Source organism: Nocardiopsis coralliicola (assembly GCF_054779695.1).
In genome coordinates, this window is record NZ_BAAGXT010000009.1 from 1 (window position 1) to 22,664 (window position 22,664).

19 protein-coding genes are annotated in these 22,664 nt (G+C 72.4%); 12 read left to right on the forward strand and 7 right to left on the reverse strand.

The window, feature by feature from the left end; translation table 11 throughout:
* Positions 1–357 precede the first annotated feature (357 nt).
* From ACYVGT_RS09025 to ACYVGT_RS09040, 4 genes are all read left to right on the forward strand, one after another.
* The gene (locus ACYVGT_RS09025) at positions 358–1,641 is read left to right on the forward strand and encodes an MFS transporter (protein ID WP_460856011.1); all 1,284 of its coding nucleotides are present in this window, start codon (positions 358–360) and stop codon (positions 1,639–1,641) included.
* A 342-nt stretch (positions 1,642–1,983) separates the two neighbouring features.
* Positions 1,984–2,451, forward strand: coding sequence for a DUF3054 domain-containing protein (locus tag ACYVGT_RS09030; protein ID WP_460856012.1), 468 nt, complete (start codon positions 1,984–1,986; stop codon positions 2,449–2,451).
* Positions 2,452–2,461: 10 nt separating this feature from the next.
* Positions 2,462–4,144 (forward strand): hypothetical protein, encoded by a 1,683-nt coding sequence (locus ACYVGT_RS09035; RefSeq protein ID WP_460856013.1) that lies wholly within the window; start codon positions 2,462–2,464, stop codon positions 4,142–4,144.
* A 475-nt stretch (positions 4,145–4,619) separates the two neighbouring features.
* The gene (locus tag ACYVGT_RS09040) at positions 4,620–5,882 is read left to right on the forward strand and encodes a hypothetical protein (RefSeq protein ID WP_460856014.1); all 1,263 of its coding nucleotides are present in this window, start codon (positions 4,620–4,622) and stop codon (positions 5,880–5,882) included.
* 5 nt (positions 5,883–5,887) lie between these two features.
* Here the strand turns inward: ACYVGT_RS09040 and ACYVGT_RS09045 are convergent, their stop codons facing one another.
* Complete coding sequence (locus ACYVGT_RS09045) at positions 5,888–8,212, reverse strand: hypothetical protein (protein ID WP_460856015.1); 2,325 nt, start codon at positions 8,210–8,212, stop codon at positions 5,888–5,890.
* Between the two features lie 263 nt (positions 8,213–8,475).
* Here ACYVGT_RS09045 and ACYVGT_RS09050 point away from each other — a divergent pair, with 263 nt between their 5' ends.
* Both ACYVGT_RS09050 and ACYVGT_RS09055 read left to right on the forward strand, forming a co-directional pair.
* On the forward strand, positions 8,476–8,856 hold the full coding sequence (locus ACYVGT_RS09050) for a hypothetical protein (protein WP_460856016.1): 381 nt from the start codon (positions 8,476–8,478) through the stop codon (positions 8,854–8,856).
* Positions 8,857–9,060: 204 nt separating this feature from the next.
* Positions 9,061–9,570: a hypothetical protein gene (locus ACYVGT_RS09055; RefSeq protein ID WP_460856017.1), complete on the forward strand. Its 510-nt coding sequence runs from the start codon at positions 9,061–9,063 to the stop codon at positions 9,568–9,570.
* A gap of 74 nt (positions 9,571–9,644) precedes the next feature.
* Here the strand turns inward: ACYVGT_RS09055 and ACYVGT_RS09060 are convergent, their stop codons facing one another.
* Positions 9,645–10,319, reverse strand: coding sequence for a TrmH family RNA methyltransferase (locus tag ACYVGT_RS09060; protein ID WP_460856226.1), 675 nt, complete (start codon positions 10,317–10,319; stop codon positions 9,645–9,647).
* Between the two features lie 381 nt (positions 10,320–10,700).
* On the opposite strand from ACYVGT_RS09060, the gene ACYVGT_RS09065 reads away from it, so the two are divergent.
* A complete protein-coding gene (locus ACYVGT_RS09065) occupies positions 10,701–11,336 on the forward strand; it encodes a GNAT family N-acetyltransferase (protein ID WP_460856018.1) in 636 nt (211 codons plus the stop codon).
* Positions 11,337–11,463: 127 nt separating this feature from the next.
* On the opposite strand, the gene ACYVGT_RS09070 is transcribed toward ACYVGT_RS09065, so the two are convergent.
* Genes ACYVGT_RS09070 through ACYVGT_RS09080 form a run of 3 tightly spaced genes read right to left on the reverse strand, consistent with a single transcriptional unit; the run spans position 11,464 to position 14,852 of the window.
* A complete protein-coding gene (locus tag ACYVGT_RS09070) occupies positions 11,464–12,213 on the reverse strand; it encodes a succinate dehydrogenase/fumarate reductase iron-sulfur subunit (protein WP_460856019.1) in 750 nt (249 codons plus the stop codon).
* Positions 12,210–14,150: a fumarate reductase/succinate dehydrogenase flavoprotein subunit gene (locus tag ACYVGT_RS09075; protein WP_460856020.1), complete on the reverse strand. Its 1,941-nt coding sequence runs from the start codon at positions 14,148–14,150 to the stop codon at positions 12,210–12,212. Before ACYVGT_RS09075 ends, ACYVGT_RS09070 begins: the two co-directional genes overlap by 4 nt.
* Entirely contained in the window at positions 14,151–14,852 is a 702-nt protein-coding gene (locus ACYVGT_RS09080; protein WP_460856021.1) for a succinate dehydrogenase cytochrome b subunit, read from the reverse strand.
* Positions 14,853–14,932: 80 nt separating this feature from the next.
* On the opposite strand from ACYVGT_RS09080, the gene ACYVGT_RS09085 reads away from it, so the two are divergent.
* The 5 genes from ACYVGT_RS09085 (at position 14,933) to ACYVGT_RS09105 (ending at position 20,663) form a co-directional block, all read left to right on the forward strand.
* Positions 14,933–15,874, forward strand: a complete 942-nt coding sequence (locus tag ACYVGT_RS09085; protein WP_460856022.1) for a LysR family transcriptional regulator — start codon at positions 14,933–14,935, stop codon at positions 15,872–15,874.
* Between the two features lie 387 nt (positions 15,875–16,261).
* Entirely contained in the window at positions 16,262–17,089 is an 828-nt protein-coding gene (locus ACYVGT_RS09090; protein WP_460856023.1) for a hypothetical protein, read from the forward strand.
* A gap of 139 nt (positions 17,090–17,228) precedes the next feature.
* Positions 17,229–19,175, forward strand: a complete 1,947-nt coding sequence (locus ACYVGT_RS09095) for a fumarate reductase/succinate dehydrogenase flavoprotein subunit (protein WP_460856024.1) — start codon at positions 17,229–17,231, stop codon at positions 19,173–19,175.
* Complete coding sequence (locus ACYVGT_RS09100) at positions 19,172–19,972, forward strand: succinate dehydrogenase/fumarate reductase iron-sulfur subunit (RefSeq protein WP_460856025.1); 801 nt, start codon at positions 19,172–19,174, stop codon at positions 19,970–19,972. The genes ACYVGT_RS09095 and ACYVGT_RS09100 overlap by 4 nt, the downstream gene beginning before the upstream one ends.
* 172 nt (positions 19,973–20,144) lie before the next feature.
* Complete coding sequence (locus ACYVGT_RS09105) at positions 20,145–20,663, forward strand: GNAT family N-acetyltransferase (RefSeq protein WP_460856026.1); 519 nt, start codon at positions 20,145–20,147, stop codon at positions 20,661–20,663.
* Position 20,664: 1 nt separating this feature from the next.
* Here the strand turns inward: ACYVGT_RS09105 and ACYVGT_RS09110 are convergent, their stop codons facing one another.
* Both ACYVGT_RS09110 and ACYVGT_RS09115 read right to left on the reverse strand, forming a co-directional pair.
* Complete coding sequence (locus tag ACYVGT_RS09110; RefSeq protein ID WP_460856027.1) at positions 20,665–21,063, reverse strand: hypothetical protein; 399 nt, start codon at positions 21,061–21,063, stop codon at positions 20,665–20,667.
* An 86-nt stretch (positions 21,064–21,149) separates the two neighbouring features.
* A complete protein-coding gene (locus tag ACYVGT_RS09115; RefSeq protein ID WP_460856028.1) occupies positions 21,150–22,322 on the reverse strand; it encodes an FAD-dependent monooxygenase in 1,173 nt (390 codons plus the stop codon).
* Positions 22,323–22,664 lie beyond the last annotated feature (342 nt).

Here is a 22,664-nt window from a genome sequence, read left to right on the forward strand (position 1 = left end):
CGCACCGCGGCTGCCGCCTCCGGCGGCCCGCCCGGCAGCGCGCCCGCGCCCTGTGGCGTCGGCCACTGCCGCCGCCCGCGCCCGGGCACTCGCAGCGCCGGACGGGCAGACCGAAACCCCCGCCGCTGCCGGGGCCGCGGCCGCCGGAACACCCCGGGCCCATCCGCACGGCCACCGCACACACGCCCGCCCACCCTGTCCACAATGTGGGAACGGACGTCTCATAGTTCGGTTCGCGTGCCTAGGATCAGCGGGTAACGACCACGCAATGGGAGGTTCAGGGCCGTGACCACGCAACCGGAGGCGGCGGACCGCGGGCGCGCGGCTGCGCCTCCGCCCCCGCAGCAAGAGCCGCCCGTGAACAGCAGGGGGCGCGTGGTCGTCGCCAGCCTCGTCGGCACGAGCATCGAGTTCTACGACTTCTACGTGTACGCGACGGCGGCGGTGCTGGTCTTCCCCTACCTCTTCTTCCCCGAGGGCGACGCCACCGCGGCCACGCTGCAGTCGTTCGCCACCTTCGCGATCGCGTTCGTGGCGCGCCCGGTCGGCTCGATGCTGTTCGGCCACTTCGGCGACCGGGTGGGCCGCAAGGCGACGCTCGTCGCGTCGCTGCTCACCATGGGCATCTCCACGGTCCTCATCGGCGTGCTGCCCGGCTACGCCCAGATCGGCGTGGCAGCGCCGCTGCTGCTGGCGCTGTGCCGGTTCGGCCAGGGACTGGGGCTGGGCGGCGAGTGGGGCGGCGCCGCGCTGCTCGCAACGGAGAACGCGCCCCGGCGCAAGCGCGCGCTGTACGGCACGTTCCCGCAGCTGGGCGCGCCCATCGGGTTCTTCCTCGCCAACGGCGTCTTCCTGCTGCTCACGCTGGGCCTGGACGACGACGCCTTCCTCTCGTGGGGCTGGCGGGTGCCGTTCCTGCTGTCGGCGGTGATGATCGCGGTCGGCCTGTGGGTGCGGTTGAAGCTGCACGAGACGCCGTCGTTCACCAAGGCCCGCGACGCCGGCCGCATCTCGCGCGCACCGCTGATCGACGTGTTCCGCACCAGCAGCGGCGCGGTCGTGCTGGGGACGCTGATCATGGTCGCCACCTACGTGCTCTTCTACCTGACCACCGTCTTCTCGATGTCGTACGGCACCAGCCCGGGCGGCCTCGGCTACTCCTACACGCCGTTCCTGCTGATGCTGCTGGTCGGTGTCGTCTTCTTCGGCGTGTTCACGCCGGTCGCCGGACTGGTCGCGGACCGGTTCGGGCGGCGCCCCACGCTCATCTGGGTCACCGCGGCGATCATCGTGTTCGGCGTGGTGATGGGCCCGATGCTGGACAGCGGCTCGACGCCGCTGGTGCTGCTCTGCCTCATCGTCGGCCTGTCGCTGATGGGCCTGACCTTCGGCCCGATGGGCGCGCTGCTCCCCGAGCTGTTCCCCACGCAGGTCCGCTACAGCGGGGCCTCCATGGCCTACAACCTCGGCGGCCTGCTGGGCGCCTCGCTCGCTCCCTACGCCGCAACGTGGCTGGAGAGCCGGTACGGCCTGCCCGCGGTCGGCGGCTACCTGGTCGCCGCTGCAGTGGTGACCCTGGTCGCTCTGCTCATCGCGCGGGAGACCCGGGACACCGACCTCGACGCGGCCGAGGTGCGCTGAGCGTTCGGCGCCCCGGCGCACTCCGCGCCAGGAACCGTCTCCGCTGCTGCCGCCGTCCGGCTGCCCACCGGGCGGCGGCAGCCGCCGCTGACCGGGCGCGCTCCGCCTCCGTCCCTGGCTGCAGCTCCGCTGCCGAGCAGGCACTCCTGACCGGTGGGCCCCACCACACCCTCGCGGTGCCCGCACAGACGGAGCAACCCGACGGCAGACGCACCGCGCGCTCCGTCAGGCCCCCTGTACCGCGGCAGTCTCCGGCTCCGGCGCGATGCGGCTGGCCAGAGGGCCGCGGTGCCCGGACCGCCCCGTCCGCGGGGCCGGTTCTGCACCGCATACCCTGAAGGCATGCGTTTCCTGCCCATCGCCGTCGCCGCGGTACTCGACCTGCTGAGCGTCGCCGCGTTCGTCACCATCGGCCGCCAGTCGCACGAAGAGGCCGCGTCGCTCGCCGGGACCCTGGGTACCGCCTGGCCCTTTCTGGTTGCGCTCGCCGCCGGGTGGGTCGCCTTCCGCGCCTGGCGCTCACCGTTCAGCGTCGTGTGGACCGGTACCGGAATCTGGGCGGTGACCGCGGCCGGCGGCCTGGCGCTGCGCGCGCTGTTCACGCCGGACAGCGCCCCGCTCTCCTTCGCCCTGGTCACGGCGGTGTTCCTCGGCGGAGCGATGATCGGCTGGCGCGAGCTCTCGCGGCCGTTCCGGATGGGCCGCGGCCGGGCAGCGGGCGCCACGCAGGCCGACCCCGCCGAGCCGGCGGACCCGGACCCGGCTTCGGGGGAGGAGCCGGCGCGGCGCGCGGAGGACTCCTCCTCCTGACGCCCGCCGCGTGACTCCCGCACCCCCGCCTCCCGGACCGGAGCCCGACCCCTGGGGCACCCTGCCGCCCCCAGAGCGGGAGGTCCTCGTCGTGGTCCGCAGCGTGCCCGCCGCCAGCCGCCTGCTCGACGCCGTGCACGTGTTCGACGGCGACGACCGGGTCAGGCTCACGTTCGCGGTCAGCCCCGGTTCGGTCTCCGAGCCGGGGATCGCTCCGATGCTGCAGGCAGCAGGCGTCGGGGAGGTCCTGCCGTTCGACCGGGCCGTCACCGAGCGGGAGCGGTTCGGACTGGCCCTGGCCGCGTCGGCCAAAGACGGCCTGCACGCGCTGCGGCCGGGCGAAGGCGGGCCTCCCCTGCTGCTGATGCCGCACGGCGCCGGCCACAACCGGCTGGTCGACGCGCTGCCCGGTGACCTGTCCACCGCGTCCGGGCTGGCACCGGAGCAGCTGCTGCACGCCGGGCAGCCCCTGCCGACGGCGCTCGCCGTCTCGCACCCCGAGCAGATCGGGCGCCTGCACGCCCACCCCGCGCTGCGCCGCGTGGACGCCGAAGCCGTGGGCGACGTGACGTTCGACCGGCTGGCCCTCAACGAAGGCCGCCGCGACCGGTTCCGCGCCGCCCTCGGCGCCGGCCCGGGTCAACGGCTGGTGGTGGTGTCGTCCACCTGGAACCGGGATTCCCTGCTGGGTTCGGGGCGGGACGCACTCCGCCGCCTGCTCGCGCAGCTGCCATCAGACCGCTACCGGATCGCGCTCGTCGCCCACCCCAACGTGTGGGCGCGGCACGACCCGCACGGGCTGCAGCGGATCCTCAGCGACGAACTGGCCGCCGGCCTGGCCCTGGTCGATCCGTTCCAGGGCTGGCAGGGCGCGCTGATCGCGGCCGATGCGGTGGTGGGCGACCACGGCTCGACGACCTACTATGCGGCGTCCCTCGGCCGGCCGGTGCTGCTGGCCGCGTTCGGGCGGGACGAACTCGACCCCGCGTCGCCGCTGCACGCCTTCGCGCGGCGGGTCCCCGGACTCGACCCGCGCGGCGACGTCCGCCGCGCCATCGAAGCCGCTCTTGAGGCGCCGCCGCCGGATACCCGCCCCCTGCTCATCGCGCACCCCGAGCGAGCCGCGGAGCGGCTCCGCGCCCTCTGCTACCGGCTGCTGGAACTCGCGCCGCCGGAGCGGCCGGCCGGGGTGCGGCCGCTGCCCGACCCGACGCAGTTCTCGGGTGAAGCCACCGCGTGGCGGGTCGCGGCTCCGCTGGAGGGCGGCGACCGCGGCGCCCCGGTCCTGCGCCCCGAGCTCTATCCCGCCGCGGTGTCCTCGGCGCGCCGCGGGCCGCTGGTGGTGAGCACCGAAGACACCGCCCCGGCCCGGCGCGACTCAGCGGCGGTCCTCCTCCGCCCCCGCCCGATCCCCGAGCCCGAGGCCGCGGCCTGGGCCCGCGAAACCCTGGACCGCCACCCTCTGGCATCCGCCGCCATCGCCGTCCTGTCCCCCCGCGACTTCCTCATCGCCCCCGCCGGCTCCGCGCAACTCCGCCTCCGCGCCGACACGCCGGCCGCCCCGACCTCCATCGCCGCCGCCACCGCCGCCTGGCACCCCCGCGACCCCGACCTCGCCACCTGGCGCGCCAAGGGCGCCGTCCTCCGCCTCCCCACCGGGGACCTGCTTTTGGGAGCACCCCCCCCCGCATGATTGAGGGATTCTCAGGGGCACACCGACTCTGGGGTCCGGAACGGCACCGCAGCTCCGTCCCCCACCGCGGACTCCGCACACCGGCCTCAACCGGCCACCGCAAGAACGTGGCGGCGCGACTGCCCCTAACCTGTCGCCCGGCCCGCCTCCGGCCGAGTCGTCGCAACTGCTAACCCCGGTCCTTCACCGCGCCCCGCTCCCGCGCCGCGTTTCGGGCCGGTCACACTCAGCTCCCTGCCGCCACAGGCCCCTGTATTGCACCCGCCTCATCGCCTTTTCGGCGCATTCGCGCCTTCCGGTGTACGCGTTCCTCTTCCATGCTCACTGTGCCGACTCCCCGCACGAGACGAGGTGGATTCGATGCCGACGCCGTCGCCCGCAGATTTCTTCCAGAGGATCGCCGGTCAACGAAATTTCTCCTTCTCGTCCGGTCAAGAGCTCGCAGCAAGTACGGAGCTGGCCGCGACACGCGAAGATGAGAAACGACGAGCCGAAGGAAGAATCGCTCTGCGAAGGCCACCCCGGCTCGTTCCTGTTCCCGAGTGCGCGCGCTCCTCCTCAGCCGGCCCCCTTTGCCCCGTGGGACGTCCTCCACTTCCTCGGAAAGGCCATTGCACTCGACCGCCGCGGTGCGGCCCGGGGCATGGCCGAACACTGGGCCTGCTTGAAGTACATTCCCGCCCTGACCGGGAACGAGCGCGGTTTCCTCGGGCTGTCGGAAGAGGGCCGCAGTCCGCAGCAGGAGCACCTGGGGACCCAAGCACGAGAGCTGGGAAAAGCGTTCGGGGTGACACTGGTGCGCCATGTCCTGGAGAAACGACATCCCAGGTGTTCCGTCACGATCGTGCCCGCCGATTCTGTGCTCCTTGCGGGCTGGAAGTCGCTGACATCGCGGAAAGGCCACAGGCCCCGCGCCTACCGCCCCCAGTTCTTTGCCGAGGCATGGCAACCGGGCGAGCGTTCGCGGATCTATCCGGTGGTACTGCTCGGCAACCATTCTCCGCGATCTGAAGCAGCCAAGCAGCTCGCGACCGCATCGGTCCACGCGGAGACCGTCCATATCGGCCCGTGGGGACCAACACCAGCGCTCATCTGCAGCACCAGCCTGCGTCCGCGCAAGGGCCCGCTCACCACCAACGCGCTTGAAGCGCCCGGCGAGTCGGGGTGGATCTCCGCAACCGCTCCCCCCGACCTCTCCTCACCGCCCGCAGAAGTCAACTTCCCTCCGGAAGTCCGTCCGCAGAGCTTCACGGCAGCAGAAGAACCGGAAAGCATCCATGGATTCCATATCCCGCCGGAAGACTATTCGTGGCTGCAGAAGGCTGTGGCCTACACGCAAGCCGCTGCGGTGTCCGCTTTCGCAGGGGATGGCCCGCTGGCGTCCCGCTACCTGACCGAGCGCCAGGGACGGAAGTACTTCGCGGCGAGTCTGCACGCGGCTATGGGCAGCACCCAGGACACAGACCGGGTTGTGGACGGGGTGACCTACCGCGGAACCGACACTGTGTTCCGCCTGGCTGGGAGACGCGTCGAGGCGTTCTCTGGTGTAGCCGAGCCGGTGTTCGCAACCCTCGGGCCCGGTCGAAATGGTCCCGCCGGGCCCGAAGTGCCGGCGTTCCGCGAGGCGCTGTACGCGTGGGCGCCGCCGCAGGCCGGGGTCTTCTGGGCCGGCGGTGAGGCCGGGCTGGTCTCGGTGCACCCGGACGGCACGGTGCTCTCCCTCCGGGTGATGGGGTGACGCGCTCAGAACCCCAGGTCATCGCGGAGGTGGGGCGCGGAGACGTGATGGGCGCTGTAGATGCGGAGGGCTTCGGCGCCCCAGGTCTGGGCGTCGGGTGAACCGAGAGTGCGGGCGGCACGGGCGACGAGGGAGAGCGCGTCGGCGCGGCGGAGCGGCGCCGCGTCGGAACCGAGCTCGCGGACCAGATACACGCCGATGCCGAGGGCCCGGTCAACTCCGCCGGCAGCCAGCAGGGCCTCGCCGAGGCGGACGGCGACGCGGAGGTAGAGCGAGCGCCAGTCCCCGCTGTCCGGGTGGAGCTCCAGCTCGGCGGCAGCGGCCTGTTCAGCGGCTTCCAGTTCGGCCACCGCGTGCGCCGCGTCAGTGCCCAGGAGAAAGAGCCCCAGCTGGTAGCGGCTGAGCACCGTACCGCGCACGTTGCCCAGGCCGTCGTGGACCTGCCGGGTCTCGGTGATGTCCCGCACTGCCTCGCTCCGGCGCCCCGTCCGGTGGTGCAGCAGGGCACGCGTCTCCAGCACTGCGGCACGGGTGAACGCGTCCCCCGACCGCTCAGCGCAGTCCAGCGCCGCTGCCAGCTCGTCCTCGGCCGCCGCGGGGTCGCCGGCGTCGAGCAGCGCGCGGCCGCGGTAGTTGCGCATCCGGGCTTCGGCCTGCGGGTCGCCGAGGTAGGCCGCGTCCTCGGCGGCGCAGCGGTACACCTCGGCGGCGAGGCCGTTCTGGCGCTGGTCGTGCAGGAACGGCCAGAGCGACTCCGCGATCAGCAGGGCGTCAGCGGTACGCCCGAGATCACGCGCCGTACGCAGGAGGAACCGCGCGGCTCCCGCTGCCTCCCTGACCCAGGCGCGGACCGCAGCAGCGTCCGCGCGCTTCGCTCCGGCCGCACCGAACGGCGCGGCGTAGCCGCCGGATATGCGGTCCGCAGCAGTGTCCCCGCGGTCGGCGGTGACGCGGCCGCGCCGGCCGGCGACGGAGCGGTCCGCGTGGGCGAACGCCGCCGCATAGAAGTCGAGCACGCGAGCGCGGTCGCGGATCCGTTCCGCGTCGGGCCGTGCGGCCGACCGGGTGCGCGCATCGGCGCGCATCACGGGCTCCCAGCGGTGGCCGCCCCCGTCGCGCGCGACGAGGCAGCGGCCAACGAGTTCGGCGAGGGCGCGGCGGGCCGCAGCCGCAGACCCCAGCAGCGCCGCCGCGAGCCCGACCGGGATCTCCGTCCCCGGGCTCTCCCCCAGCGCCACGTAGAGCTCTGCCGCCTCCTCCGAAAGGTGCCGGACACCGAGGGCGATGAGGTCTTCGACGCTGGGGCCGGCCTCGGGCGCACCTCCCATCAGGGCGAGTTCGGTGTCGATGCGCTCGGCGGCGCTCAACCGCTCGGCCACTGCGGCGACCTCCGCCCCGTCGCCGATTCCGGCGAGGAAGGCGCCGACGATGCGCAGCAGTTGCGGCAGACCGCCGCAGCGCTGGATGAGCAGTCGCACCTTCTCCTGGACTTCGGGGGCGTCGATCAGCGCGGCCAGCGGCCCGCCGCCGGCGTCGAACCCGCGCAGGAGCTCCAGTGCGTGCTCTTCCCCCAGTCCGGGAAGCCGGATGACCGGGACCTGCCGGTCCGCCAGGTCCTTGTGCGGCGCAGTAGGGCCGGAGGTGACGAAGGAGCGGCCCGTGGCGATGAGCAGGCTGCCCGGGCCGGGCTCGAATGCGGCGACCTCGGCGCCGCTGACCACTCCGTCGACGATGATGACGGTGGCATGGCGCGAGGTGATCTCGTGGAACTTGCTCCGCCGCGCCTGCAGGCCTTCGGGGATCCGCTCCGCCGGCAGGTGCAGCCGCCGGAGGAACTCGCCGAGGGCGTCGGCAAGGTGGACCTGCTCCTCCACCACGCCCGGGGCGGCAGCCGGGTCTGCACCGCCGGTCCCGTCGGCTGCGCCGCCGATCGCGCCGGAACCGGACTGGGCGCGCGAGGCGTCGAGGTCGACGTACAGCCCGAACGGCGGAGTCCCGGCCGCCTCGGCGATGAGCCGGCGCGCCGTCAGCGACACCTCCAGCGCGAGGGTGGTCTTGCCGGCTCCCGCCGATCCGTACAGATAGGTGACCGCGGGCCGACCGGCGAGAACCCGGTCGCGCACCTGGCCGAGCAGCCGCTCCTGCGCGCCCTGGTGGTTGACGAAATCGCCGAAGAAGTCGGTGCGGATGTCCCACACCGGCTCCGGCAGCGGGGCGGTGCCGGAGTTGAGGTACACGTCCCTGGCATGGTCCAGCTGGACGGCGACACCGCCGTCGCCCACGTCGCCGATCGTGTTGGCGGTCCTGCGGTGCTCGTCGTGCGGGGCCACGGCTAGGGGAGCCTCCTCGCGCATCGGGGGGTGTGCGCCGATCCTACGCAGCGTGCACGGAGTACCCCGGTCCGGGCTCGCCGGTGGCCGCATGCGGACGGCGCCATGGAACACGCAGGGTTGCCGTGCAGGTCGGCGCGGGTTGCTGCCGCGGCAGCCAGGAGCACCCCGAGGCCGCCCGGGGCAGCCCGGTGTACCGCTGCGGCGCGCGGGAAGTCCAGCTGTGGAGAGCCTCCGGACACGCCTTCCCTGAAAGGAACCCCGTGGACGAGTTCACGCTGGCCATCGCCGGCGCCGTCGCCGGCAAACTCACCGAGTCGGCCACCGAGAGCGTCCGGGACGGGGCGAAGGCGCTGCGCCGCGCCCTCCGAGCGCGCTTCACCGCGAGGAAGGACGCCGAAGGGGACGAGGCACTGGATGACGCGCTCGCATCGCAGGGCGCCGACGCGGCGGAGGTCCAGGTTCTGGCCGGACACGTCACCGCAGCGGTCGAGGCCGATCCGGAGATCGCCCGCCTGGTCGAGGAGCTCCGCCCGCACCTCACCGCCTCGCAGACCACCGTCACCAACACCATCAACGGCAAGGTCACCGGCACGGCCTTCCAGGCGGGCACCGTCCACGGCGACGTCACCCTCGGCCGGTAGCCAGCCGGCTCTCCCGGCGTTCGGCGCGGCGCAGGAGCGCCGCCCCTCCGCTGCCGCCGCGGTGGCTCCGCCGAACTCAGCGCGGTCCCTCAAACCGCCACGGCCGGCTCCGGTCGTCCACCGAGTGCGGCCCGCGCCCCGCGGCGGCGGTGCCCACGCATGCACGGCGTGGGAGTGTGGCGGTCCACGAGAGAGGCGGGGCGCATGGCGGATGCAGCAGGACCGCGCGGGGCAGGGTTCTGGCGGTCGGTGAACCGGGTGGTGCGGCCGGTACTCCGGAGCCGCTCCGGGCTGCTGCCCAGCGGGCTGATGCTGGTCCGCTACTCCGGGCGGCGCTCCGGCCGCGGCTACGAGATCCCCGTCCTCGGGTACCGGCGCGAGCCCGGCGAGGTGTGGGCCTTCGGCGCGCGGCGCGGCTGGGTCTCCAACCTGCGCGGCGGCCACCCGGTCCGGCTGGTACTCGGCGGGCGGGAGTTCGAAGCCGTCGGCGAGGCCGTGGAGGATCCCGAGGACGTCGCCGGCCTGCTGGCGGAGCTGGCGGAAGGCTTCCCCGCCTCCTCGCCCCGCCGCATGCTGCTCGGGCTGCCGCGCGGGCGCACCCCCAGCCGGGAGGAGTACCTCGCGGCGGCCGCGTCCACCCGCATCGCCCGGTTCCGGATTCGCCGGGACAGCGCCCCCGCACGATCAGCCGGCAGCCCCGCCGAACAGGGGTGATGCACGGGAGCTATCGGCACTGGACGCCCCGGGCCCGCACGGTGCGCAGCGGTTGCCGGGGGCGGCGGGCACCGCTACGGCGCCGTCGCCTCGCCCTCCGCGGACGTCCTCTGGCCGGATACATGCTGGTCGAAGACGTGGGCCCGGACCCAGGCGTGCATGGCGACCGCGGCCGCCGCGCCCGCGTTGATGGAGCGGGTCGAGCCGAACTGCGCGATCGACAGGACCGCGGTGCAGACCGCGCGGACCTCCTCGGAGAGCCCTGGGCCCTCCTGGCCGAAGACGAGCACGCACTCCCGCGGGAGCGGCCACGTCTCCAGCGGCACGGCGCCCGGCAGGTTGTCGATCCCGATCAGCGGCAGCCCGCGCTCGCCCGCCCAGTCGACGAGTTCCCGGGTGCCCGGGTGGTGCAGGACGTGCTGGTAGCGGTCGGTCACCATCGCGCCCCGGCGGTTCCAGCGGCGCCGCCCCACGATGTGCACGGCGCGGGCGTTGAAGGCGTTGGCGGTGCGCACCACGGAGCCGATGTTGAAGTCGTGCTCCCAGTTTTCCACCGCCACGTGGAAGGAGTGCCGGTGCAGGTCGAGGTCTGCCACGATCGCCTCGTGCCGCCAGTACCGGTAGCGGTCCTCGACGTTGCGGCGGTCGCCGGCGGCGAGCAGCTCGGGGTCGTACCGCTCGTCGGCGGGCCATGCGCCCTCCCACGGTCCGACGCCGACCCCGTCCGCTCCGGGCTCTGCCGCGCTCACCGCATCGGCTGCCGGAACCGCCGGAGGCGGCGCTGACTGGCGGGGCGCGGCGTCGGGGTGCTGCACGTTCACGCTGACCAGCTTAGGGCGTGCTGGGTGGGCAACTGCCCTGCTGCGCACCACCCCGGCACGCTCCTCGCGGAGTTCTCCTCTCCTCGACAGGGAACACCCGCCCTGACTCCGCCGTCGGCCGTGCGACGGGTGCACTGCCGGCACCGCTCGCGGCAACGCCACCCAACACGCCCTGGACGCTGCCGCAGGCCGCCCGGCCGCGGCCGTTTCCGGCCAGCCGACGCGGCGCCCGGGGGCAGCAGCCGTCCCTTTCCTATGCTGGGGCGGCGTATGACGCCGAGAACCCAGTCGACACTCCAGAGGGCGAGCATGGCCGAGACCTCCGCGTTCACCATCCGCACCGCCACCTCCGATGACGTGCCCGGCATCGCCCGCGTGCTGAGCCGCGCCTTCCGCGACGACCCGCTCTGGGTCTGGATGTTCCCCGACCCGGAGACCCGGATCGCGCGCAGCGCCCGCTTCGCCGCAATCCAGATGGGCCACTGGTACATCCCGGCGGGCACGGCCGAGGTCGCCGTCTCCGCGGAGCCGGGTCCGGTCGTCCGCGGCGTCGCCGTGTGGACGCCGCCCCAGACGCAGGCACCGTCCGGGCCCGCGCTGCTGCGGTCGCTGCCGCACCTGCTGGAGCTGCTCGGGCCGGCGACGTTCGGACGCATGCCGCTGCTGCTGGCCGAAATCGGCGCCCACGCTCCGTCCGAACCGCACCGCCGCCTCGAATACCTCGCGGTCGACCCGGTCGCCCAGGGCCGCGGGATCGGTGCGGCGCTGCTGCACGCCGGGCTGTCCCGCGCCGACTCCGCCGGGGAGCCGATCGCGCTGGAGACGTTCGTGGAGGAGCGCACCGGCTTCTACGCCCAGCGCGGCTTCGCCACCAAGGCACACATCTCCGGCGGCGACGGCGACCGGCCGGAGCTGTGGACCATGGTCCGCCCCACCGGCATCTGAGCGCTGCCCGCCGCCGGAGCGCAGCACCGGCAGGGAACACGGCGAGGGCCGCCCCCGGTGGGGGCGGCCCTCGCTGCGGTGCCATCGGAGGCGGCGGTCCGCTGCGCGGCTGCCGCTCCTCAGGGGACTACTCCGGCTTGCTGCTCGCCAGTGCGCCCAGCAGGTCGCGGTTCATCTCCGAGATGGTGTCCAGCGGGATGCCCTTGGGGCAGACCGCGGCGCACTCGCCGATGTTGGTGCAGCCGCCGAAGCCCTCTTCGTCGTGCTGGTTGATCATGTTGATCACGCGGGCCTCGCGCTCCGGCTGCCCCTGCGGCAGGCTCCCCAGGTGGGTCACCTTGGCCGCGGTAAAGAGCATGCCGGAGGCGTTCGGGCAGGCCGCGACGCAGGCGCCGCACCCGATGCAGGTGGCGGCGTCGAACGCGCGGTCGGCGTCGGCCTTCGGCACCGGGGCGGCGTGCGCGTCCGGCGCGGTGCCGGTGGGCGCGCTGATGTAGCCGCCGGCCTGGATGATGCGGTCGAACGCGCCGCGATCGACCACGAGGTCGCGGACGACCGGGAACGCGCCGGCGCGCCACGGCTCGATGGTGATCTCGTCGCCGTCGTTGAAGCTGCGCATGTGCAGCTGGCACGTCGTGGTGTTCTCGGGGCCGTGGGCGACGCCGTTGATCACGACGCCGCAGGCGCCGCAGATGCCTTCGCGGCAGTCGTGGTCGAAGGCGACCGGGTCCTCGCCGGCGAGCGTGAGCTTCTCGTTGAGGACGTCGAGCATCTCCAGGAAGGACATCTCGGGGCTGACGTCTTCCACCTTGTAGGTGGCCATCCGGCCCGCGTCGTCCTTGCCCTTCTGGCGCCACACGCGCAGGGTGATGTTCACTTGTAGCTCCGCTGCTTCATCTCGACGTACTCGTACTCCAGCGCTTCCTTGTGCAGGACCGGCGGCGTGCCGTCCCCGGCGAACTCCCAGGCGGCGACGTAGGCGAACTCGTCGTCGTGGCGGAGCGCCTCGCCGTCCTCCGTCTGGCTCTCGCTGCGGAAATGCCCGCCGCAGGACTCGCGCCGGTGCAGCGCGTCGATGCACATGAGCTCGCCGAGCTCCAGGAAGTCGGCCACCCGGCCGGCCTTCTCCAGCGCCTGGTTGAGCTCGTCGTTGCTGCCGAGGACCTTGACGTTCGTCCAGAACTCCTGCTTGAGCTCGCGGATCTTGTCGATCGCCTTCCGCAGGCCCTCTTCGTTGCGCTCCATCCCGCAGTACTCCCACATGATGTGGCCGAGTTCCTTGTGGATGGAGTCGACGGTGCGCTCGCCGTCGATGGACAGCAGTGTCTCGATGCGGGACCGGACGGCGTCGGCGGCCTCCCGGGCCTCCGGCGTCTCCTCGGTGAGCTCCTCGAACGGGCCCCCGGCGAGGTAGTCGTTGATGGTGTTGGGCAGCACGAAGTAGCCGTCGGCCAGGCCCTGCATCAGCGCGCTCGCGCCCAGGCGGTTGGCGCCGTGGTCGGAGAAGTTGGCCTCACCGGTCACGAACAGGCCGGGGATGCTCGACTGCAGGTCGTAGTCGACCCACAGGCCGCCCATCGTGTAGTGCACGGCCGGGTAGATGCGCATCGGAACCTCGTAGGGGTTCTCGCCGGTGATGCGCTGGTACATGTCGAACAGGTTGCCGTACTTGGCCTCGACCGCCGGGCGGCCCAGCCGCTTGATGGCGTCGGCGAAGTCCAGGTAGACGCCCAGGCCGCCGGGGCCGACGCCGCGGCCCTCGTCGCAGACGTTCTTCGCGGCGCGCGAGGCGATGTCGCGCGGCACGAGGTTGCCGAAGGAGGGGTAGATGCGCTCCAGGTAGTAGTCGCGCTCGTCCTCGGGGATCTCCCGCGGGTCGCGGGCGTCGCCGCCCTCCTTGGGCACCCAGATGCGGCCGTCGTTGCGCAGCGACTCGCTCATCAGGGTCAGCTTGGACTGGTAGTCGCCGCTGACCGGGATGCAGGTCGGGTGGATCTGCGTGTAGCAGGGGTTGGCGAAGTGCGCACCCTTGCGGTGCGCGCGCCAGGACGCGGTGACGTTGCAGCCCATCGCGTTGGTGGAGAGGAAGAACACGTTGCCGTAGCCGCCGGTGGCGAGCACGACGGCGTCGGCGAAGTGGGTCTCGATCTCGCCGGTCACCATGTCGCGGGCGATGATGCCGCGGGCGCGGTTGTCCTTGACGATCACCTCGAGCATCTCGTGCCGGGTGTTCATCTCGACGGTGCCGGCCGCGATCTGCCGCTCCAGCGCCTGGTAGGCGCCGATGAGGAGCTGCTGGCCGGTCTGGCCGCGGGCGTAGAAGGTGCGCGACACCTGCACGCCGCCGAAGGAGCGGTTGTCGAGCAGGCCGCCGTACTCGCGGGCGAAGGGGACGCCCTGCGCGACGCACTGGTCGATGATCTCGACGCTGGTCTGGGCGAGCCGGTAGACGTTGGACTCGCGGGAGCGGTAGTCGCCGCCCTTGACGGTGTCGTAGAACAGCCGGTAGATGCTGTCGCCGTCGTTGCGGTAGTTCTTGGCGGCGTTGATGCCGCCCTGCGCGGCGATGCTGTGCGCGCGGCGCGGGCTGTCCTGGTAGCAGAAGGACTTCACCCGGTAGCCGGCCTCGCCCATCGTCGCGGCAGCCGAGGCTCCGGCCAGCCCGGTACCGACGATGATCACGTTCAGCTTGCGGCGGTTCGCCGGGTTCACCAGCTTGGCGGAGAAGCGGCGCTTGTCCCACTTCTCGTTGATGGGGCCGTCGGGCGCCTTCTCGTCGGCGATCGGCGCGCCCTCGGTGTAGAGGTCGGTCATTTATCCCACCAGCCCGAAGAAAACGGAGAACGGCGGCAGCAGGAAGCCCACCGTGATGACGGCCGCGACGGCGATCGCAGTGATGTTGATGGCCCGCCGGCGGCCTTCGCGGTTGAGGCCGAGCGTCGCGCAGGCGCTCCAGATGCCGTGCCGCATGTGCAGGCCGACGAGGATCACCGCGACCACGTAGAAGAGGGTCACGTACCAGTACTCGGGCTGGAAGCCCTGGACGAGCCGCTCGTAGGGGCTGTCCGACTTGCCGCCCGGGGCGATGGTGTTGGTCGTGAGGTGCAGGATGTGGAACACCACGTAGAGCGCGATGATCACGCCGCCCCAGCGCATGGTGCGCGAGGCGTAGGTCTGCTGCACCGACTTGTGCTTCTCGTAGCGCACCGGGCGCGCCTTGCGGGCCCGGATGGTGAGCGCTGTCGCGGAGTAGATGTGGATCAGGATCGATGCCAGGAGCACCACGCGGATGATCCACAGGGCGCCCTCGTGCGGGAGCATCGGCTCGCCGAGTTCACGCAGGTGGTGCGAGTACTCGTCGAACGTCTGCTGACCGGCGAAGACGTTGAGGTTGCCGTACATGTGCGCAATGAGGAAGAGCACGAGGATCGCACCGGTGACCGCCATCGCGGACTTCAGGGCCACCGTCGAGCCACGCGCCTCCGAGCGCTGCTTGGTCAGGGTACTGTTCGCCACGACCTGTCACTTTAAGGCGAGATAAAGGATGGCGTCTAAGTCATCGCGGCGCTGGTGTCCATAGCCGTAAGCTATGGAGCATGCAGTTCCAGCAGCTCGCGTACTTCCTGGCGGTCGCCGAGACGCGCCATTTCACCCGGGCAGCCGAGCTGTGCCAGGTGGCGCAGCCCAGTCTGAGCAAACAGGTCCGGATCCTCGAAGAGGACCTCGGCGCGCCGCTGTTCAGCCGCGCCCGGGGAAATATCACACTCACCCCGGCCGGCGAGGCGCTGCTGCCGCTCGCCCAGCGCATGGTGGCCGACGCCGAAACGGCCCGCCGCGAGGTGGCCGAGCTCGCCGGCATGCGCAAGGGGCGGGTCAGGCTGGGCGCGACACCGTCGCTGTGCGGCGGACTGGTGGCCGAGGCGCTGGCCGGCTTCCACGCCCGCTTCCCCGGCATCGAGCTGCGGGTGGAGGAGAGCGGCTCGCGCGACCTGATCCGGGCGCTCGGCAAGGGCGAGCTGGACCTGGCGGTGATCATCCTGCCGCTGCAGAGCAGCGACCCCGCGTTCGTCACCACGCCGATCCTGCGGGAGAACCTGGTGGTGGTCAGCGCCGCCGACCGGCCGCCGCCGTCAACGGGCGCCTCGCTGCGCGTCGCCGACCTGCGGGACCGCCCGCTGGTGATGTTCCGCCGCGGCTACGACCTGCGCGAGGCGACGATCAGCGCCTGCCGGGCGGCCGGCTTCGAGCCGCGGCTGGCCGTGGAGGGCGGCGAGATGGACGCCGTCCTCCGGTTCGTGGAAGCCGGCCTGGGCCTGGCAGTGGTGCCGAGCATGGTGCTGAAGAACCGCCCCGGGCTGCGCGGCACCCCGCTGGGGCGGCCGCGGCTGCTGCGCACGATCGCCCTGGCGCACCGCAAGGACGTCGACCCCTCCAACAGCGCCAAGGCGTTCCGGCGGCACCTGACGACCTACCTCACCCACCTGGCGCCCGCCGATCTCGGCGAGGACCTCGAAGTGATCGCGTCGTCGATGCCCTGAACGGCTCCACCCCGCACCGGCGGCGCCCGGCAGGCGCCCGCCCCAGCGCCCGTCCGGGCGCGGTGTACGCCCTCCGCCCGCAAAATTCGATAGATTCCATCGATGAAGGGTGGACTTTCCTTGCGGCCCATTAAGCGAACCCACGGAAACCCCTCTCTCCCCCGCGGGCACACAGCCGCCCCGGCACCACTTCAGACATTGCCGGAACAATGCGAATCAGAACCACTAAGGGAATAATTTTCGCAGGGAACAGCAAAGGGAATATATTGGCCCGGTCGATGGATAATCGTGGGACTTTTCACACCCGCGCCGACGTGATTTCTTGCTGAATTCGTGATCGCGCCGTCCTAGCGTGGCTCCACCAACGCATAAGGGAGTTGCGCGTTCATGACATCGACCCTTCCCCCGCGCCCCGGCCCCGAGGCGCCGGACCGCAGCCGCGCCCGCATCGCGGCGCGCACGCTGCGCACCGACCGGTGGTGGTCGGCACCGGTGTGGACGGTGCTCGGCCTCTCGGCGTTCCTGGTCTACGGCCTGGTCCGCGCCCTGCAGCAGGACCATTACTGGGTCGCCGAATACCACTATCTGACGCCGTTCTATTCCCCCTGCCTCGCGGCGCAGTGCGTGGAGGGCTCAGCGGTGTTCGGCCGACTGCCGTGGGAGTTCCCCTGGTTCCTCCCGTTCGCCGTGATCAGCCTGCCGTTCCTGCTACTGTTCCGCTTCACCTGCTATTACTACCGGAAAGCCTATTACCGGTCATTCTGGCAGTCGCCGACCGCGTGCGCGGTCCGCGAACCGCACGGCCGCTACACCGGCGAGGCGCGGTTCCCGCTGATCGGCCAGAACCTGCACCGCTATTTCTTCTACGTCGCCGTCCTCATCTCCCTGCTGAACACCTATGACGCCGGCGCCGCGCTGTTCCACGGCTCAAACGGCGGCTTCGGGCTCGGGATCGGCAACCTCGTCCTGATCGCCAACGTCGTCCTGCTCTGGTGCTACACGCTGAGCTGCCACTCCTGCCGCCACGTCATGGGCGGACGCCTGAACAGCTTCTCCCGGCACCCGGTGCGCTACGGCGCATGGACGGCGATCTCCCGGCTGAACACCCGGCACATGCAGTTCGCCTGGATCACGCTGGGGACCCTGGTGCTGACCGACGCCTACGTCGCGCTCGTCGCCAGCGGCACCATCACCGACCTGCGCCTGTTCAACTGACGCGCACCGCTGCCGCCGTTCCCGGCTCGGCAGCCGCCGGCGGCACGGGCGCCGCACCCACTGCACTGCAACCCATCCGGCCCTTCGCGGAGCACCGCGGACGCGGCCCGCAGAACCGAAACGTCAGGCGGATGACTACATGTCCGACCAGAGCGATACCCCCACACGGCACACCTTCGACGTCCTGGTGATCGGCGCGGGCGGCGCCGGCCTGCGGGCCGCCGTCGAGGCGCGCCTGCAGGGCAAGCGCACCGCGATCATCTCCAAGTCGCTGTTCGGCAAGGCGCACACCGTGATGGCCGAGGGCGGCGCCGCGGCGGCGCTCGCCAACGTCAACGGCTCCGACGACTGGCAGGTGCACTTCCGGGACACGCTGCGCGGCGGCAAGTTCCTGAACAATCCGCGCATGGCGGAGCTGCACGCCCAGGAGGCGCCGGAGCGGATCCTCGAACTCGAGCGCTGGGGAGCGCTGTTCGACCGGACCCCCGACGGCCGGATCAGCCAGCGCAACTTCGGCGGCCACGAGTACCCGCGGCTCGCGCACGTGGGCGACCGCACCGGCCTGGAGCTGATCCGCACCCTGCAGCAGCGCATCGTGCAGCTCCAGCAGGCCGACGCCGAGGAGCACGGCGACCCCGAGGCGATGCTCGCCGTGTTCGCCGAGACCACCGTGACCGAGCTCCTCCTGGAGGGCGGACCGGACGGCGGAGCCGGAGCGCGCCGCATCGCCGGGGCGGCCGCCTACTCCCGGGACACCGGCGCCCCGATGGTCTTCGACGCCCCCGCGGTGGTTCTGGCCACCGGCGGCATCGGCAAGTCCTTCAAGGTCACCTCGAACTCCTGGGAGTACACCGGCGACGGCCACGCGCTCGCGCTGCGGGCCGGCGCTTCACTGCTCAACATGGAGTTCGTCCAGTTCCACCCCACCGGCATGGTCTGGCCGCCGTCGGTGAAGGGCATCCTGGTCACCGAGTCGGTGCGCGGCGACGGCGGCGTGCTGCGCAACGCCGACGGCGAGCGGTTCATGTTCGGCTACGTCCCGGAGGTGTTCGCCGCCCAGTACGCCGAGACCGAGGAAGAGGCCGACGGCTGGTACACCGACCCGGCGAACAACCGCCGGCCGCCGGAGCTCCTCCCGCGGGACGAGGTCGCCCGCGCCATCAACAACGAGGTGAAGGAGGGCCGGGGATCGCCGCACGGCGGCGTCTTCCTCGACATCGCGAGCCGGCTGCCCGCCGAGGAGATCATGCGGCGGCTGCCCTCGATGCACCACCAGTTCAAGGAACTGGCCGACGTCGACATCACCGCCGAGCCGATGGAGGTCGGCCCCACCTGCCACTACGTGATGGGCGGCGTGGAGGTCGACGCCGACACCGGTGCGGCGCTGGTGCCCGGGCTGTTCGCGGCCGGCGAGGTGTCCGGCGGGATGCACGGCTCCAACCGGCTCGGCGGGAACTCGCTGTCGGACCTGCTGGTGTTCGGCCGCCGCTGCGGGCTCGGCGCGGCCGACTACGTCGACGCGCTCGCCGAACGGCCGGCAGCCGCCGCCGAGGAGACCGCCGCGGCACTGGCGCGGCAGTCGGAGCCGCTGGAGCGGACCGACGGCGACGACCCCTACGCGCTCCACCAGGAGCTGCAGCAGACGATGAACGACCTGGTCGGCATCATCCGGCGGGCGCCGGAGATCGAGCAGGCGCTGGAATCCCTGGACAAACTGGCCGACCGGGTCGCCGCGGTGCGCGCCACCGGCGGCCGCGTCTACAACCCCGGCTGGCACCTGGCCCTCGACCTGCCGAACATGCTGCTTGTCTCGGAGGCGGTTGCCCGTGCCGCGCTGGAGCGGACCGAGTCCCGCGGCGGGCACACCCGGGACGACCATCCGGGCATGTCGGCCGAGTGGCGGCGGGTCAACCTGATCGCCTCGCTGACCGGCTCGGGCAGCGTGCGGCTGCGCCGGCAGCCGCTGGACCCGCTGCGGGACGACCTGCTGGCGCTCTTCGACCCCGGCGAGCTCGCCAAGTACCTGACCCCCGAGGAGCTGCCCGCGGGCGGCGCGGAGCAGCCCACCCCCGAGGAGGAGCTATGACCACGAAGCGCGCGTTCCGCGTGTGGCGCGGCGGCGGCGAGGACGGCGCCCTGGCCGACTACGAGGTCGAGGTCGACGAGGGCGAGGTCGTGCTGGACATCCTGCACCGGCTGCAGGCCACCCAGGCGCCCGACCTCGCGGTGCGGTGGAACTGCAAGGCCGGCAAGTGCGGATCCTGCTCGATGGAGATCAACGGCCGCCCGCGGCTGTCCTGCATGACGCGGATGAGCACGTTCGACCCGGACGAGACGATCACCGTCACCCCGATGCGCACCTTCCCCGTCATCCGGGACCTGGTGTGCGACGTCTCGTACAACTACGCCAAGGCCCGCGAGATCCCGTCGTTCACCCCTGCAGCGGACGCACCTGCGGACGGCTACCGCATGCAGCAGGAGGACGTGGAGCGCTCGCAGGAGTTCCGCAAGTGCATCGAGTGCTTCCTGTGCAACAACGTGTGCCACGTGATCCGCGACCACGAGGAGAACAAGGAGCACTTCTCCGGCCCGCGGTTCCTGATGCGCACAGCCGAACTGGAGATGCACCCCGAGGACACCGCCGACCGGCGGATGATCGCCCAGGACGAGTTCGGCCTCGGCTACTGCAACATCACCAAGTGCTGCACCGAGGTCTGCCCGGAGGGCATCAAGATCACCGACAACGCGCTCATCCCGCTCAAGGAGCGGGTGGCCGGCCGCCGCTACGACCCGCTGGTCTGGCTCGGCACCAAGATCGGCCTGCGCCCCGGCGCTGACACCCCGCGCGTGCCCAACACCCGCCCGGGCGACAGCGCCGGCTGACCGGTCCGCATGCGCGCCTGCCCGGCGGGCGGCCGCCCCGGAAAAACCGGAGGACGGCCGCCCGCCGGGCCTCTAGGGTGAGGGGGTTCGCGTGAGGGGCGCGGTGCGCCGGTCCCCTCTGCACCCCGGGCCGGTGTCCCGGAGCTCCGTCTTCACTCGAAAAGGATCAGCCATGTCCTCAGCGACCACTCCGGCCTGGACCGCGCGCCCCGAGGCGGCGGGAGAGGCCGGCACCGTGCGCGAGATCGTCCTCGCCGCGTTCGACCGCGCGGAGGAGGCCGACCTGGTTGATGCACTGCGCGCCGACCCGTCCTGGATTGACGGCCTGTCGCACGTCGCCGAGGCCGAAGACGGAACCGTCGCGGGACACGCGCTGCTGACCCGCTGCCACATCGGCGACGTCCCCGCGCTCTGCCTGGCCCCCTGCTCCGTGCTCCCCGCCTACCAGCGCACCGGCGCCGGGTCGGCCTCGATCCGGTCGGTCCTGGCAGCCGCCGCCGAGCAGGGCGAGCAGTTCGTCACCGTTCTCGGCCACCCTGAGTACTACCCCCGCTTCGGCTTCTCCCGCGCCTCGGCCCACGGCATCGGGCTCACCATCGACGTCCCCGACGACGCCCTCATGGCCCTCTCGCTCACCGGCGCCCCGCTGCCGGCCGGGACCATCGGCTACGCGGCGCCCTTCGGCATCTGAGCTAGGACCGCCAGTCGGCGCCCATCGGGAGCGCCACAGCGAACAGCCAGAGGATGCACCAGAGAAAGACCAGGCCGAAGCGGTACGCGTCGAGCCCGCGCCGCGAGGGGAACAGCCACACCCCGATCAGCCCCAGGCCGGAGGCCAGGTAGGCGAGGGCGAAGTATTCGCCGAGGCGGGCCTGCGCCTTGGACTCGGGGCAGGGATTGACGTCACCGCAGTTGCCGGCGGCCATGCCGGCGCCGAACAGCACCACTCCGATGAACAGCAGCCCGGGAAGGTACAGCACGCTGCCCAGCGCGGGCACCGCCCACCAGAAGCGGTTCCCGGTGCCGGCTTCCGCCGTGCCCTCCGCATCCCCCGCCCGTGCTGCCGCCCGCTGCTCCGTCGTCTCATCCATGCCCCCCACACCACCACCCGCGGCCCTCGGGCACCTGAGTGCGGGTACTCAGCGCCGCGCACCGCGGCGGATCTGCCTGACCGGCGTCAGGGCGCCACTGGGGGGCGCCAGTTTCCGGTGGGGCGTGCGTACCGTGCGAGCTGCCAGGGGGCGACCTTCCCGACGAGTTGGGCTGCGGTGTCCCGGATGTTCGTCAGTACCGGCGAATCGTTCTGGACCGCCTCGGACAGCTGAGCGGAGCGCTGGACGAGGGCGGCGGTACGGGGGAGCCGGGCGGCCGTGTAGGACTGCACGGCGATCGGCACGTAGGCCATCGAGCCGCGGGCGTGGTGGGCGAGCACGACGGCGTCCTCCACTGCCTGGCAGGCGCCCTGGGCCAGGGAGGGCGTCATGGCGTGGGCCGCGTCGCCGAGGAGGGCGACGCGTCCCTTGTGGTAGGCGGGCAGCGGCGTGTCGATGTGCCAGACGTCGTTGCGCACGACGCGTTCCGGCAGGGCGCGGGCGAACAGGTCGGCGAGGGGCTCGTGCCAGTCCTCCAGCCGGCCGACGACCTCGGTGCGCTCGTCGGGCAGCGAGGCTCCGGCGGGGACGTTGCCGGTGGCGTAGCAGTAGACCTCGTCGCCACTGAGCGGCAGCACGCCGGCCACACCGCCCTGGCCCCACGTCTCGCCGAAGTCGAGCGGGTCGGCCTGGTCCCACGGGACGACCGCGCGCCACGCCGCGTACCCGGCGTAGGCGGCGCCGGGGTGCTCCAGGAAGAGTTCGGACCGGACGGTGGAGCGGGCCCCGTCCGCGACCACGACGAGGTCGGCGGTGACGTCGCCGGTCTCGGTGGAGACGCGGGCCAGCTGCCGAGTGCCGCCGGGGTCGACGGCGGTCACCGCGGACCCGGTGTGCAGGGCGCCCTCGGGCAGCCGCCGCAGCAGAACGTCGATGAGGTCGGACACGCGCAGCACGCAGACGGCGTCGCCGAAGCGCTGCTGGGTCTCGTGCGGGCCGGTGCGGACCAGCCAGCGGCCGCTGCGGCGCCGGATGGCGGCGATGCCGTGCGGCGCCGAGCGCTTGCGCACCTCCTCTCCGGCGTCGAGGGCGTCCAGAGCGCGCAGTGCGTTGGGCGCCAGCGAAATCCCGGCGTCGACCGGGTCGAGAAGCGGCGCCTTCTCGAAGACGCTCACCGCGCAGCCGACCCGGTCCAGAGCGAGGGCGGCGGCCAGGCCGCCGATGCCTCCGCCGACCACGACGGCGTGCGGTACTGGCATGGGCAGCGTCCTCCGGAAGCGAGGGGCGGCCCCGGCCCGCCGGTCCGTCCGGAGCCCTCTTCCACAGGCTAGAGTCGCCGGGCGGCCCGCGCCATGCATCGGCGGCGATTGGGGCGGCTTGTCCCGAGTCGGGAGTCCGGACCCGGCCACCAGGTGGAATCCTCTGCAGAGATGCCGGGGCGCCCGCCGCACCCGCACGGCTCCGGCGAGGCCGCGGTACTCCCCGGCCGCGCCGCGGCGGGAGTCCGCCTGCCGCGCGGCTGCCCGCCGCTGGACATGAATGCGCCCGGGCGGCGGCCGCCCGGGCGCATGCAGTGCGGAGGAACGGCCGGAGCACAGCGC